The sequence below is a fragment of the Streptococcus parauberis NCFD 2020 genome, from assembly GCF_000187935.1.
GTDB lineage: Bacteria > Bacillota > Bacilli > Lactobacillales > Streptococcaceae > Streptococcus > Streptococcus parauberis.
In genome coordinates, this window is sequence record NZ_AEUT02000001.1 from 1,876,762 (window position 1) to 1,890,000 (window position 13,239).

Annotated in this window: 14 protein-coding genes and 6 tRNA genes; 6 read left to right on the forward strand and 14 right to left on the reverse strand. The window is 30.8% G+C overall.

Annotated features, from left to right (window positions below; genetic code table 11):
• Positions 1 to 307: 307 nt before the first annotated feature.
• The 8 genes from SPB_RS09340 to SPB_RS10920 form a co-directional block, all read right to left on the reverse strand.
• Positions 308 to 964 (reverse strand): ATP-binding cassette domain-containing protein, encoded by a 657-nt coding sequence (locus SPB_RS09340; protein ID WP_037621252.1) that lies wholly within the window; start codon positions 962 to 964, stop codon positions 308 to 310.
• 9 nt (positions 965 to 973) lie between these two features.
• The gene (locus tag SPB_RS09345; RefSeq protein WP_003104136.1) at positions 974 to 2,440 is read right to left on the reverse strand and encodes an ABC transporter permease; all 1,467 of its coding nucleotides are present in this window, start codon (positions 2,438 to 2,440) and stop codon (positions 974 to 976) included.
• A 281-nt stretch (positions 2,441 to 2,721) separates the two neighbouring features.
• Positions 2,722 to 3,108 (reverse strand): helix-turn-helix domain-containing protein, encoded by a 387-nt coding sequence (locus SPB_RS09350; protein ID WP_003103291.1) that lies wholly within the window; start codon positions 3,106 to 3,108, stop codon positions 2,722 to 2,724.
• A gap of 133 nt (positions 3,109 to 3,241) precedes the next feature.
• Positions 3,242 to 3,688, reverse strand: coding sequence for an ASCH domain-containing protein (locus SPB_RS09355; RefSeq protein WP_003105839.1), 447 nt, complete (start codon positions 3,686 to 3,688; stop codon positions 3,242 to 3,244).
• Positions 3,689 to 3,697: 9 nt separating this feature from the next.
• Positions 3,698 to 4,474 (reverse strand): class I SAM-dependent methyltransferase, encoded by a 777-nt coding sequence (locus SPB_RS09360; RefSeq protein ID WP_003104976.1) that lies wholly within the window; start codon positions 4,472 to 4,474, stop codon positions 3,698 to 3,700.
• 161 nt (positions 4,475 to 4,635) lie between these two features.
• Positions 4,636 to 5,472 (reverse strand): AraC family transcriptional regulator, encoded by an 837-nt coding sequence (locus tag SPB_RS09365; protein ID WP_003104627.1) that lies wholly within the window; start codon positions 5,470 to 5,472, stop codon positions 4,636 to 4,638.
• 116 nt (positions 5,473 to 5,588) lie between these two features.
• A complete protein-coding gene (locus SPB_RS09370; RefSeq protein ID WP_003103760.1) occupies positions 5,589 to 6,857 on the reverse strand; it encodes a S41 family peptidase in 1,269 nt (422 codons plus the stop codon).
• A gap of 82 nt (positions 6,858 to 6,939) precedes the next feature.
• Positions 6,940 to 7,347: a helix-turn-helix domain-containing protein gene (locus tag SPB_RS10920; protein ID WP_003102719.1), complete on the reverse strand. Its 408-nt coding sequence runs from the start codon at positions 7,345 to 7,347 to the stop codon at positions 6,940 to 6,942.
• Between the two features lie 67 nt (positions 7,348 to 7,414).
• On the opposite strand from SPB_RS10920, the gene SPB_RS09380 reads away from it, so the two are divergent.
• The 6 genes from SPB_RS09380 (at position 7,415) to SPB_RS09405 (ending at position 12,638) form a co-directional block, all read left to right on the forward strand.
• A complete protein-coding gene (locus SPB_RS09380; protein WP_003105510.1) occupies positions 7,415 to 7,957 on the forward strand; it encodes a hypothetical protein in 543 nt (180 codons plus the stop codon).
• 13 nt (positions 7,958 to 7,970) lie between these two features.
• Positions 7,971 to 8,330 carry a hypothetical protein gene (locus SPB_RS09385; RefSeq protein ID WP_003105117.1) on the forward strand — a complete coding sequence of 120 codons (360 nt, stop codon included), beginning with the start codon at positions 7,971 to 7,973 and terminating at the stop codon, positions 8,328 to 8,330.
• Positions 8,331 to 8,680: 350 nt separating this feature from the next.
• Complete coding sequence (locus SPB_RS09390; RefSeq protein WP_003104234.1) at positions 8,681 to 10,027, forward strand: Rep family protein; 1,347 nt, start codon at positions 8,681 to 8,683, stop codon at positions 10,025 to 10,027.
• A 68-nt stretch (positions 10,028 to 10,095) separates the two neighbouring features.
• A complete protein-coding gene (locus SPB_RS09395; protein WP_000562208.1) occupies positions 10,096 to 10,290 on the forward strand; it encodes a DUF3173 family protein in 195 nt (64 codons plus the stop codon).
• Positions 10,291 to 10,294: 4 nt separating this feature from the next.
• Complete coding sequence (locus SPB_RS09400; protein WP_003105687.1) at positions 10,295 to 11,428, forward strand: tyrosine-type recombinase/integrase; 1,134 nt, start codon at positions 10,295 to 10,297, stop codon at positions 11,426 to 11,428.
• A 64-nt stretch (positions 11,429 to 11,492) separates the two neighbouring features.
• Entirely contained in the window at positions 11,493 to 12,638 is a 1,146-nt protein-coding gene (locus SPB_RS09405) for a hypothetical protein (RefSeq protein ID WP_003105689.1), read from the forward strand.
• Positions 12,639 to 12,708: 70 nt separating this feature from the next.
• On the opposite strand, the gene SPB_RS09410 is transcribed toward SPB_RS09405, so the two are convergent.
• The 6 genes from SPB_RS09410 to SPB_RS09435 form a co-directional block, all read right to left on the reverse strand.
• Positions 12,709 to 12,792: transfer RNA gene (locus tag SPB_RS09410), tRNA-Leu, on the reverse strand.
• Positions 12,793 to 12,814: 22 nt separating this feature from the next.
• Positions 12,815 to 12,886 (reverse strand) — tRNA-Gln (locus SPB_RS09415).
• 8 nt (positions 12,887 to 12,894) lie between these two features.
• Positions 12,895 to 12,967, reverse strand: a tRNA-His gene (locus SPB_RS09420).
• A gap of 11 nt (positions 12,968 to 12,978) precedes the next feature.
• Positions 12,979 to 13,049 (reverse strand) — tRNA-Trp (locus SPB_RS09425).
• A 5-nt stretch (positions 13,050 to 13,054) separates the two neighbouring features.
• Positions 13,055 to 13,135 (reverse strand) — tRNA-Tyr (locus tag SPB_RS09430).
• Between the two features lie 20 nt (positions 13,136 to 13,155).
• Positions 13,156 to 13,228 (reverse strand) — tRNA-Phe (locus SPB_RS09435).
• Positions 13,229 to 13,239 lie beyond the last annotated feature (11 nt).

Consider the following 13,239-nt stretch of genomic DNA (forward strand, 5'->3'; position numbering starts at 1 on the left):
TTGATAGATATCTCAAAAATATTATTTACTTATTTATATTACCACCTAAGAAATAGCTAATTTTATTTTGATATAATCATCATAAAAAAAGACATAGTTCAGAAACTTTGTCTTTTTTATGTATAAAATAATATTCAGTAATTAGGAAGAAAATAGGTTCTGAGTTTTACTAATTTCGAAATATCTGATTGGATAGTTTAGAATGAAATATCAGAATATTACTTTTTATTAGTCACTAAAAATCATTAGATAACTGTTTTTTAATAATAGAACAATTTGCTCCTCTAATATCATAGTCCCTCCAATTTTAACTAATTTTGACTAATTCTTTGTTTGATAATTCATAAACAAAGTCAGCTTGATTTGCTACAGATTGTTCATGTGTCACAATAATTACTAACTTACCTTCATCATGAGCAATAGTTCTAAAAATATTGACAATATCATCAGTTGTTTTTTCATCAAGATTACCTGTTGGTTCATCTGCAATAATTATTTCATGGTTTGTTGCTAAAGCTCTAACAATAGCAACTCGTTGTTGCTGACCCCCTGATAACTTCAAAACAGGTTTGTCAATTAAATCTTTAGCTATTCCAACTTTTTCGAATAATTTTTCAATTGTCTCATCTTGACTTGATTTTCCTGAAATTTCTAGTGCTGTTTTTACATTTTCACGAGCAGTCATATAGGTTAGTAGATTATATGCTTGAAAGATAGTTGAAACCGAATTTTGTCTATATTTGGTTAATCCATTTTTTTCAATAGTTTCATTACCATACATTACACTACCCTCTTTTGGATTATCTAAACCAGATAACAGTGACAATAATGTAGTCTTACCACTACCTGATTGACCTAAAATAGCATAAACTTTCCCACTTGTAAATTCAACCGATAAATCTTTAAATAAATAATCTTCTTTATTTGTATACCAATAACTTAATTTTTCAGTTTTTAACAATATCTTTTCCTCCTAATTCGATGTTAAAATATCTTTGGGTTTCTGTTTTAATATCCCGATACTAGCAAGGCAAGTAGAAATAAATGAAATAATCAATGACATTCCACCAAGCTTGACAACATCTTGTGCCCCCATTGTAATATCTAAATCTTTTGTTACACCTTTAGGATTTGCTGTAGAACCCATACTGCCACTATTAATTCCATGACCAGGAGGTGTTCCATGACCAGGAGGTGTTCCTTGCCCAGGGGGTACATTCCCTTGCCTACTATTTGAACCTATTGGTTGCGTTTGTTGAGTTGTATTCTTTGAAATTAATTGATTTCCTAAGACATTTCCAACATAGTTACCTGCTAGGCTTGCTAAACTAAGTGATACTAATGTTACAATTAGTAATTCAGTGAAAAATTGTGCAATAATTTTAAATCGATTCTCACCCAAACTCATTAGTACACCAATTTCATATCGACGTTCACGAATACTTAACATAACAATTAAAGTCAAAATAATGGCTCCTGCAATTGAAACCAACAAGATAATATTTTGGGCAATTGAGGATATATTGTTTAGTGGCTGTAGCATTTGTTTATACATTTCTTCACTAGAAACTAAAGAGTACTTCTTAGAATTGATTTCTTTCTTCATGTTTTTCAACAAACTATTTAGTTTATCTGGATTTGAAACTGTATATGTGGCACTATCAATAGTATCTGTACTTCCTTTAAGGCTATTTACAGTCGCAATATTTGTATAGATATTATTCTGTGGATTACTGCTACTATTTTGAAGTTGAGCAGAATTTACGCTACTTGATGACTTATAAATACCAATAATTGTCAATTCTTGGGTAACAGTTTTATTATTTACTGTTTTTGTAATGCTGAATTTTCCACCAACTTCTAATTTATTTGAATCAGCAAGATCAGATGAAATAATTGCATAATTATTGGCTGTATCTGATGTAATACCAGTTCCTTTACTGATTTTATTAGTGGATGATTTAAATTCACTAACTTTTTCAGTATCTGAAACTCCTGTTATGGTAAAATCACCAGATTCCATCTGTGGACCTTTACTATCGGATGTACTTGTGTTATTATTTGCTGAAGTTGAGATAGCTTCAACTCCTTTAGAAGCATTTGCAGTTGTTGTGGTAGAAAAGAGATAACTTGATACTACGCTATTTTTTGCTAATTTTTTTGCAACTGAAGTTGGAATTGAAATAATCTTACTATTAATTATAGATGATCCGGAACTACTTGGTGGTTTCATTTGTGACATCATATAATCTCTATTTAATTGTAATGATATAGTTGAACCTGTTTCCTTCTTAGCATTTTCAACAGCGACACTTGATGCATTTTTTATTGTTATTCCAGCTAAAACAAATATCAATATTGCAGTGGTAACTAAAGTTAATAGTATTGATCGACCTTTTTTAGCTTTTGTTGCTAACCAAGCTCTCTTTAAAAAATTCATATTTTTCCTCCAATTTTTTAATTTGATTGAGTTTAACAAGGAAAACTTAATTTTTACTAAATTCATTATTTATCATCGAAAAAAATTAGGATTAAGATTAAAAATGTAAGTAAAAACCTCTCTTTCAGAAGTAAATACTAAAAGAGAGGTTTTTATATTAAATTATTTTAATTCTATTAGATACATTTCTTTCTTCTATTTATTTGGCATTAGTCCTCTTTCCAAATAACTATTAACTATCGCATATCAAAATTATTACTTTATGTAGAGACATTTCATTATTAATTTAAGAGCTTTCCGATTTCTTCTATAAGTGCAAATAATAAACCGCTAAAAGGAAATAATAACCACCAATATGAACGAAATAAGTCTAAAAGTTTATCAAACCGTTCTTCCTTTTTCTCATCCGCAATATTTTGAAACTCTTCATACTTGAAACTTTCAACACCCCAAGTATCTTCAAAATTTTTCCCAAAGAGTAGAAATTCTGTTGTTACACCAAAAACTTCACCAATTTGTTCAATCTTAGCTAAATCAGGTGTTACTTCTCCTCTTTCCCACTTAGATATTGCTTGTCTACTTATAAAAAGTTTCTCCGCAAGTTCATCTTGAGAAAAATGCTTTTCTTTTCTTAGTTTTACGAGTTGTTGTGAGAAAATTAGCTTCATTTGGTACCTTTCTTTACTACTATCTATGATGGATAAATAATAACATTTAATGCTTTATTGTTAAAGAACTTAATAATTGCAATGTGAAATTATAAGTAGCAAACCAAAACTATTAATTGCAAACACGAATTAATTATTTATAAACTACTTCAAATTCTTCACAGACTACTTCCATATCTTCTTGAAAGTCTTGATTAATTTTTTTCAGCTCATTAGTAAAGAATGTTTTATGTACCTCTCTCCAATAATCTAGTGATCTATCCCCTTCACCTTCTTTATATGCATGTTCACTACTAACTTGGTTAAATGGAATAACATTTACTTTAGTCGTTTTTGTGATACAAAGTGGATTATCTTGTGAGTCTAATATTATATTATAATCGTCAACTTTTGGTAAATCCTCTTGTTCAATGCCATAAAAAACATGTGCACTTGCTGTTGCCGTTTTCTTTCCCTCAACCACTAATCCACCTAACAAATCTGCATCAAAACCAAATTGCCAAGCATCATAGTGATTATTATTTATGTTTTTTTCAGACTTAAACTTTTGCCAGTAATCTTCAACTTTACTATTTTCCACAATTCCCTCCTATAGCTTAATCGATAGATTAGCTATATAATCTGAGCCAAACTGAGTTAAGCGATTTCTACTATCTTTTGATTCATAAAAGTCAATCATAGCAAAGCCATTTTTCAGCTGACCTTGAATTTGTTCTTCTAAAGTATGACTAAATTCATATCCAAATTCTGGGTCAATTGTTAGTTGACCTTCTTCTTCTAAAAGTCTTGAGTTGAAAGGAAGGCTATATTTTAATAATAATTCCTTCTCAGGTTGATCCCAAACCTCATCTCCGTCATACATATAAATCCATGGATTCATATATCCAATCATTAATAAACCACCTTTTCTTAAAACACGGTAGGCTTCTGAATACATATTATCTAAATTTTCGATATAGACATTTGAAACTGGGCAGAAAATAATATCAAAACTATTATCTTCAAAAGGGAATGGTTTGGTCATATCAGCCTGTACAGTTTTAATATGTAAATTTTCTCGTTTTGCTACTTCTACGTCTTTAGAGAGCTGAGATTCCGAAAAATCCATAATGGTAGTATCGTAACCATGCATAGCAAACATAGGTCCTTGCTGTCCACCACCACAAGCCAATCCTAATAAACGTTTACCTTTGGCTTTTTCAAACCAGCCTAACGGCACTAGTTTCCCAACTGTAAGAGCTACTTCAATTGGTTTATCTTTTAATGCTTGTAATTCTTCGTGACTGTATGGAATTGTATATGGGTTACCTTGTCTACTAGAAACCCTATCCCATCTTTCTTGATTATGATCAATATAAGCTTTCATTTTTTTCTCCTTGGGAGGTTAAACTAAAAGCAAACCTCCAACTTTATTTATTTTCATAATTTTACCTCCTTTCGTCAAATTACTATAATTATAGCACAGACTATTCGAATACCAAAAAATCCCTAAGAAATCTTTCTTAAGAATTTTAATAATCTACATTTTTATTGTTTACTAATTGGTACCCAAAGCTCCATTTCATAATTGGGATCATGAATATCATTTTCGGTATATACTTCAAAATCTGGTAACCCTGAATGTTTGTAGCCATTTTCTGGGAAAAATTCTTCAAGCAGATATTTCCATGCCTGATGAATGGAATCAGGGACTGATCCTTTAACTGGAACTACTGCATACTCAGTTTCTTTAACTTCTAAGATATCAAGTCCTAAATTTCTAGCTTTAGCGTCATACAAGACGTTATATCCTGCCATATAATTAATCTTATCATTTCCCTCATTCTCATAACAAACACCTAATGACTGACCATTTCCAAAACTTTCTAATTGATCAAAACTATATTTACTATATAATTCATCCCATGTACTTGGACATTGATTAGATTCAATGTTTTCTTTTAATATGCCAGCTACTTTGAAGGATGGTTTTGTTTCTATTTTAATATTCATTTGACTTCCTCCTATTACTTTTAAAGCTAATTTCATTTTAGAAAATAACTTATAGTTTTTCCCTTTTCGAACTTCTGAGGGTGAATTCTCATGAAACTTTTTAAAAGCAAAACTAAAAGCATCAGCTGAATCATAATTATATTTCAAAGCAATGTCAATTACTTTTTGATCAGTATTCAACAAATCATCTACAGCTAGTGTAAGTTTTCTATTTCTCAAGTATTCTGCCAATGTAATCTCTGAGAGAATTGAAAAAATTCTACTAAATAGAGGATATGAATAACCTGATATGTTTTGAAATTTTTTAAAATCAACTTCCGATGTAAGTGTACTTTCTAAATAGTCAATTGTTTTGTTAAATTGATGCATCATTTTTATCACCTCTCAAATAGGAGTTTATCAGATAAAGAGATTCAAAACCCAATAATTTTAGTACAAATAATAACTGTCAGCTGAATACTTTTTTTTGAATTAAGACTTCCTTATAACTATTTACCTTTTTTGTCTTTTATCAAGTCTATTATATATTTTAGATCAATATCCTCAGTTAAATGTTTTTGGGTCCAAGGTATTTCAATATCTGGTATCACCCCTTTATTAGTCATTCCTTTTCCTACATCGATAGAAAGGCTTCTAGATGTTGGATAAGTTAATATATAGTCTGCAAATTCAACACTAGAACAATTAGAGTAGTCTAGAATGCCCATTGTTGCTCTTCCCACAACCGTCACTTTAGGCATCCATTTCATCATTTCTACAAAATTTTCACCTGAAGAACCACAATAAACATCAGAAAGAAGAAATATTTGTTTAGGGCTGACTGAAATTCCTTTTAATTCTGGTAAAAACGAGGAAATATCACTTGGATATCTAACATATCCCTTTTCTTCATTAGTTATCAATTCTTCCTTAAAATTATTAATGAGATCCTTGGTTTCTTGACTAGTTGCAGGATCATTTAATTGTTCAGTGAACGATATTAATCTTTGTTCTGTATTAAAAGGTGTATAAAGGATTTCCATATCAAAGTCATCTACAATATTAAGATCATTAAATCCTTTACCCTCTGGTAAAGCATATTTAAACAATGGAAAATAGAGTGAATCACTTCCTCCTTGATTGTGACGAACATCTATGATCAAATATTTTGCTGAAGATAAAGCTTGTTCGCATTCTTTATATAATTGAGAGATCTTATCTTCTTCAAAAAAATTATCCATTCTCATATAAAAGATATCATTCTCAATCCATTTACTTTCAAACAATATTCGTTTCTTCTCATTACTAACTGGTTGGTATATGACTAATACTTCTTTGAAGTTGCGACATATGGTAATTTGTTTTGATTTTTTAACAAAATAGGACCAATCCATGTACCGTCTTTCCTCATTCGTTTGAACAAAAAATAATTTATGTTTTAAATAAAAGTCATATATTGATAGACCATCAATATATGTTATTTGATCACCTTTAAGCAAATTTGTTTCAGCATCTGAATCAATAACATATAGTAAACCATTATAATATTTTAATCTTAAAAAAGATAAATCAAGTTCCTTTTTTGAAATAGCGACATGTCCAATTATTCCAAAACTAGCTAAATATGATCGAACTAAGTAGTAGAATTCATCATCGGACATTTCTTCATTTATCTCATTTAGAAATAAATCTGGATTTTTTCCTTTTATGTCCTTTTTAGTAGAAGAATCATTTGTCATAATTCTTATGATTTCCTTAAAAATATCTATTTTTTTCATTTATCATCCTCAAATTTTATCTTTATTAATTATTACTACAAGTAATCATTGACAATACTGTAATAAGCAAAGTTGAAGCTGACTACAATTGATTAAGTAAAGTCTCTATTATTTCTTTTTCAATTCCGTTTTTGACTAATATTCTTTCAATCTCAGTCTCTGATACACCTTTTTGTTTAGATACTTGTATTGTTAATAGAATATGATCAATAATTTGTCGGATAAACTTTTCTCTTTCTTCCTGTGGCATTTTTAATACAGATTCAGCGTTTAATTTACTGTAATCTAAATCAGTTTTCCCTGTTAAGTAGTCGATACTTACATCAAAAAAGATGGCTAAATCAGTAATTTGTGAGATATTTGGTTCAATATATTCTTTCTCCCATTTTGTAATTGTAACTCGACTGACTCCAATTGCATTCCCAAGATCTTGTTGAGTAATCTTCTTTTCTTTACGAAGTTCTTTTAATCTCGTAGAAAATTTTGACATTATAAAACCACCTTCTAATAAAATGTTCTTTTTTTGAACTTTTTTTATTGACTTATGTCCATTTTAAATGTTAGAATGGATTTGTTCAATAATTGAACTTTATAAAGATTATAACAAAGAAAGAATTAAATTTCAATTTAATATCGAGGAAAATCATATTGATTACAAGTTAATCGCAAAACAGACAAGCAAATCAGTATCTACTATTAAGAAATGGCGTTTACGAATAGAAAAGCTTTCTGGATATAGTTTTAAGAAAGCTAAACATAAAGTTAGTCGCTATTCAACACAAGTCTTTTATGAGTTTACTGATGACGAAGTATCTAAGTTTATCGAAGTAAATCGTTTAGTTAATAAAACTAATAACTTAGATCAAGCTATCAAACAGGTTTGGGGTGACCTTGATACCCAGCTCGAACAAGATTCAATAGAAATGATTGCTGACTTGAGAAAAGACTTTCAAGCTTATCAAAAGAAAAGCTTGTTATTAATCCAATCACTTGGGAAACAGAATCATTCTTTATCGCAACGTCTAACCACTCTTAGTGAACGGTTAGATCAACTAGAAGAGAAAAAAGATAAAACTTTCCTCTCAAAATGGAAAAAATAGAAAGAAGAAAACTATGAGTTTAAAAAATACTGATATCGCAGTGAAGAATTGGGAAGAAAAAGATTACCAATTAGTCGAGGTTCAAGAATGGTTTGAATACAAAGGGAATGACCGTGAACATGCTGGTTGGAAATATGTTATTGTCTTACCTCGCTTACGTTATGAGAAAGTTGCTGTTAAAGTTCCAAACCCAAACGGTGAAGTTCCTTTGATTTCAAGTGAAAAATTAGCTGAATTAGGATCTGCTACTGTTACCTTTACTAATCTTAATGTTGGTATGTATACACGTACTGCCAAAAATTCCGAATTTGTCTCGCTAGAGTTAAGCGCAAAGGCAGATGGGATTTCATTAGCTAAGGAACCTGCTAAATAATCAAAGATTTTTCATGTGAGTGCGGAGAGTTCACTCACTACGAGCGAGACGACAAAGTCATAGCTCGTAAGGGAGTGAGAAACGTGTCCGCATGAACAACAATGGAAAATCTTAGATTGATTTTGTAAAGAGTTTTCTAGGATTTAATTTGCCCAATGTTCAATTATGACGGGCACACCATTCAGGGCTTGTCGACAGAATGGTGTGTAACCCAATAATACCAATGATTTCAGCGATTTTCGAAAAATCAAGAATCCTTGAAAATATTGGGCAAATTGATGGGTAAATTAATGGGCAAATTAAACTAATTTGCCCAAGAATAATAAAAAAATTCATTAGAAAGGAGTCAAATGAGCCGAAAAAGAACAACAACTTATATCTTTGAGCAACAATTACATGCGGAATATTGGGATTGGGAAGATGATAAAAAGGCATTATTTTCCAATTGGGAGAGGAATAAGACAAAAATCTTCCAAGAAATTCATCGTCGGATTAAAACCCTTGAAGAAGACATTCCAGCAAAGGTCGCTTTTATTGTTCATGATAAAGATATCAAGTATGGTATTAAGCCAGTAGAGCCTCATATCCATGCTTATATTGAATTTGCCAGTCGTAGAGACTTATCTGTATTAGCTAGTACTCTTGGTCTCTTACCACAATATATTGAACCTAGTGGTCAAGGGAAATATGGTAAGGTAAATTCCAAAGCTTATTTAATTCACGCAAAGAGTCCTGATAAACATCAGTATGCTCCTAGCGAAGTGGAAACTTTTGGAACATTTGACTACGTGGCCTTCATTGAGGATAACAGAGCAGACTTTTCGAAGCGCTATGCTGTTGCCAAAAGAGAAAAATCAGACGAAAGTCTGGATAAAGTATTTCAAGAAATTATCAATGGTAATCTAACAGAAGATGACATCTTTGCGGACGAAGAGTTAACCTTTCTTTGGTCTTATAATCAAACAAGACTTGATGAAGCTTTTAGAGCTTATGGCAAGATAGCTTCTAAACGAACCTTAAGGGAGTTAGAGAATGGTGAGTTCAAGCCAACAATTATTTATGTGCATGGTTCCTCTGGAATTGGAAAAACAACACTAGCACTTGAAGTGATTGAAGAAATTATCAAGAGAGCTAAAGAACAAGGTCTCAACTGGAAAATGTACAGTGCTGGTGCTAAGAATATTTTTGATGAGTATTTTGGTGAAGAGGTTATTCTTTTAGATGACCCAAGGTCTGATAGCTTATTGCCAGCAGACTGGTTAAAACTTTTAGATCCTTTAAACAAGTCTTACCTATCTGCGCGCTATAAGAATAAATTGGTTATTGGTCGACTGATTGTGATTACCAATTATCAGTCTCTTAAGTCTTTCTTTGGAAAGATTCAAAATGAAGATTTAAACCAGTATATCAGACGGTTTAATAACGTTCTAGAGATTTCTAAGAAAAAAGGAAATCACGACAAAGAAAAAGATAGATTTTATAATCTATCAGAAGTTAAAGAATTGAGCTATAACGATTATTACCAAATGGGATATGATCAAGAGATTCAATTACACTTTGGGGAAGAAGATATCTATTGCACTGACAATAAAGCAGATTTTATTAATCGTGTTTTAGATGAACATATTCTTCCTCGCATTTTACCACAAATAAAAAAGCGTCCCCAAAATCCCGCTAGAGAAAAAGGAAACGCTTAGGACAAGCCGAGGAGCTGGAACTCCTCAACCTGTCCTTAATTATACCATAGTTATTAAGGAGAATACACATGATAGCAACCGTAACAAAAGATGATTTAGTAGCCTTAGGTTTTTCAGAAGGAACCTCACGTTCCATTATTCGTAAGGGGAAACACCTCCTCGTTCAACGTGGCTTCTATGTTTATGACAATAAACGGATTGGAACTATACCTGCAACAATTGCGGAGGAATTATTAGATTTAAAACTAACTTCCAAGGTATAAAGCCATGGCAGTACGTAAAGCAAAGAATGGGACTTGGACTGTTGATGTTTCTGGCGGAATAGATCCTGTAACTTTTAAAAGAATTCGTATAGTTAGAAAAGGACTAAAAAGCAAAAAAGATGCTATTGAGTTGGAGTATCACTTAAGAGTTGTTGAATTAAAAGAAAAGAACAGAGACACATTTGTAACTAGTGATATGTTATTTTCAATGCTTGAAAAAGAGGACAATCAGAATCACAGAAAAATTAGTTACTTAACGACTCAAAGGAACAACTATGACCGACATATAAAGACATATTTTCAACAAGTAGATATGAAAAAATTAACATATGAACATATCTACAGATTTAGAGAGTCACTGAAGGAAAAAAGTACTAAACAAAATAGTGAAGAAAAACTAAGTAATAATACAATCAATAAAATAATGATATTAGTAAAAAAAATGTTTGATTCTGGTATAAGAAATGAATTAATCACTAAAAATCCTTGTCAAAATTTAAGAAAATTACCTATAAAAAAACCAGAATTAAATTTTTGGGGAATTGAAGAATATTTAAAATTCAAAAGTTTAATTACTGAGGATGAATATCAATATAATTTATTTTTCACTCTGGCATATTTTACTGGTATGAGAATGGGAGAAATCCTTGCTTTAACTTGGAATGATATAAACTTTTATACCTCTACTATTCATGTTACTAAATCCGTTTACTACGTACATAAAACCAACCATGTTAATAGTACAAAAACAAGAGCTGGAACAAGGTATATTACTTTAAATCAGAAACTCTTAAATACACTGAAAGAGTGGAAAAACAAGCAAGGTGAAATACTCAGTCAATTTACCAATTCAACACAAAACTTGCAAGTAATTCAGTCAACACCGGTAACAGTTACTAAAAATATGATTGATAAAAAGTTTAAACAAATACTTCAAAGAGATCCCAACTTAAAGACAATAAGAATCCATGATTTTAGGCACTCTCACGCTTCATTATTGATTAATCAAGGAGAAGATTACCTAGTTGTAAAAGAACGTTTAGGACATGCCTCTATCACAACTACAATTGATACCTATTCCCATCTATATCCCAGCAAACAAAAATCAATTGCTGACAAATTAGACGATTTATATTAATTAAAATTCAAAGAACTATTTATCTTAATAGTTCTTTTTTATATAATGAAAAAAAGGAGAAAAAATGGGAAAAGATATACAACAAGTAAATGGCAATTCTAAAAATAATCATAATAATTTAAACCTAAATGAAATACTGAAAAATACTTCACTTTCCAAAAATCTAAATAACTTTAGTAAAATATCCAGTCAGTTTGTTAACACAAGTCTATACACTGAATTACAAAGACAAAATATGATACATGGGAAAATGTTGAAAAACAATTATATTAATATAATTGATACTAGTAATATTAAAAATACTGCCTTACTATACAATAAGAATCTATTAAACCACAACAATACAAACTTATTTAACATACCAAAAAATTTTTACAAAAATAATATTCCCAAAAACTCAATTAATATAGATTCTAAAATAATAAAACAGTTGAATATACCAAAACTAAAATTTGAAACTCAAAAAATAATTAACAGTAATATCTTTGAAAATACAATTAAGACTTTACACAAGATAGATATTAAAAAAATTATTGAAGAGTTAGATTTAATAAACAAATCAAAAATACCGATTTGTCTAGAATATGATATATATCTTCCTTTACAAATATTAAAAGAAATCCCAATTACATCAGAATTTAATTCACAAGAAGAAGCTGATGATTATTTGTCACACTTATTAGAATATCTAGAATCAATAAATTTTACTGTATATGATTCAATTCCAGAAACTGAAGAAACCAAAAATGAGGTTGCGCAAATAAAGACATTGTATGAATTTAATTATAAAAAATTAATTATACTATTCTGTTTCGAGAGAATAGAACATTGTATGCATCAGCTTAGATTTTCATACACAACAAAAACTATTAAAAATAGGACTACACAAATGAAATCAGTTCAAGAATATATGAAAATCTTAACTGAAACAACTAATGATGATTTGAAAGAAATATTGAATCAAATTTTAAAACTTAAAGAAAAAGATCCTAAAAAATATCTCAAATTCAACATATATAGAGATTTTTCAGAAGATCCTTTAGTAGCAACATCAATAGACAATGGTTATATACCACTAAATAGAAATTTATTTATGAATGGCCATGTAGAAGATGAAAAAATCACAGATTTACTAGTAAAAAAGGCAATTCTAGCATATGGATTTTTTTTGACATTAAATCAATTAAGAATTGAAAAAGGTAACCTTTAGGTACCATGTAATAAAAAATGTTAAATTAAAACAAAAAAGACAAGGTCATTAAACCTTGTCTTTATAAGTATACCGGCGGCCGGGGTCGAACCGGCACGTCCGTGAGGACACTGGATTTTGAGTCCAGCGCGTCTGCCAATTCCGCCACGCCGGCATTTAAAATTTTCATTTAAAAACTGGGGTAGCTGGATTCGAACCAACGCATGAGGGAGTCAAAGTCCCTTGCCTTACCGCTTGGCTATACCCCAAAAAAATAGGCGAGTGATGGGAATCGAACCCACGAATGTCAGAGCCACAATCTGATGTGTTAACCACTTCACCACACCCGCCATATTCCAAACACGGGCAGTAGGAATTGAACCCACACTGAAGGTTTTGGAGACCTTAGTTCTACCTTTAAACTATGCCCGTTAGGATGGAAAGAGAGGGATTCGAACCCCCGAACCCGAAGGAGCGGATTTACAGTCCGCCGCGTTTAGCCTCTTCGCTATCTTTCCAAGTAAAATATTAAATTTTATGGCGCGAGACGGAATCGAACCGCCGACACATGGAGCTTCAATCCATTGCTCTACCAACTGAGCTACCGAGCCATCAACAAATC

Bases quoted from the DNA above. Each gene is read 5' to 3' on its own strand.
- SPB_RS09345 (WP_003104136.1), bottom strand. From the start codon at position 2,440: ATGAATTTTTTAAAGAGAGCTTGGTTAGCAACAAAAGCTAAAAAAGGT.
- SPB_RS09350 (WP_003103291.1), bottom strand. From the start codon at position 3,108: ATGAAGCTAATTTTCTCACAACAACTCGTAAAACTAAGAAAAGAAAAG.
- SPB_RS09360 (WP_003104976.1), bottom strand. From the start codon at position 4,474: ATGAAAGCTTATATTGATCATAATCAAGAAAGATGGGATAGGGTTTCT.
- SPB_RS09365 (WP_003104627.1), bottom strand. From the start codon at position 5,472: ATGATGCATCAATTTAACAAAACAATTGACTATTTAGAAAGTACACTT.
- SPB_RS09370 (WP_003103760.1), bottom strand. From the start codon at position 6,857: ATGAAAAAAATAGATATTTTTAAGGAAATCATAAGAATTATGACAAAT.
- SPB_RS10920 (WP_003102719.1), bottom strand. From the start codon at position 7,347: ATGTCAAAATTTTCTACGAGATTAAAAGAACTTCGTAAAGAAAAGAAG.
- SPB_RS09380 (WP_003105510.1), top strand. From the start codon at position 7,415: ATGTTAGAATGGATTTGTTCAATAATTGAACTTTATAAAGATTATAAC.
- SPB_RS09385 (WP_003105117.1), top strand. From the start codon at position 7,971: ATGAGTTTAAAAAATACTGATATCGCAGTGAAGAATTGGGAAGAAAAA.
- SPB_RS09390 (WP_003104234.1), top strand. From the start codon at position 8,681: ATGAGCCGAAAAAGAACAACAACTTATATCTTTGAGCAACAATTACAT.
- SPB_RS09395 (WP_000562208.1), top strand. From the start codon at position 10,096: ATGATAGCAACCGTAACAAAAGATGATTTAGTAGCCTTAGGTTTTTCA.
- SPB_RS09400 (WP_003105687.1), top strand. From the start codon at position 10,295: ATGGCAGTACGTAAAGCAAAGAATGGGACTTGGACTGTTGATGTTTCT.
- SPB_RS09405 (WP_003105689.1), top strand. From the start codon at position 11,493: ATGGGAAAAGATATACAACAAGTAAATGGCAATTCTAAAAATAATCAT.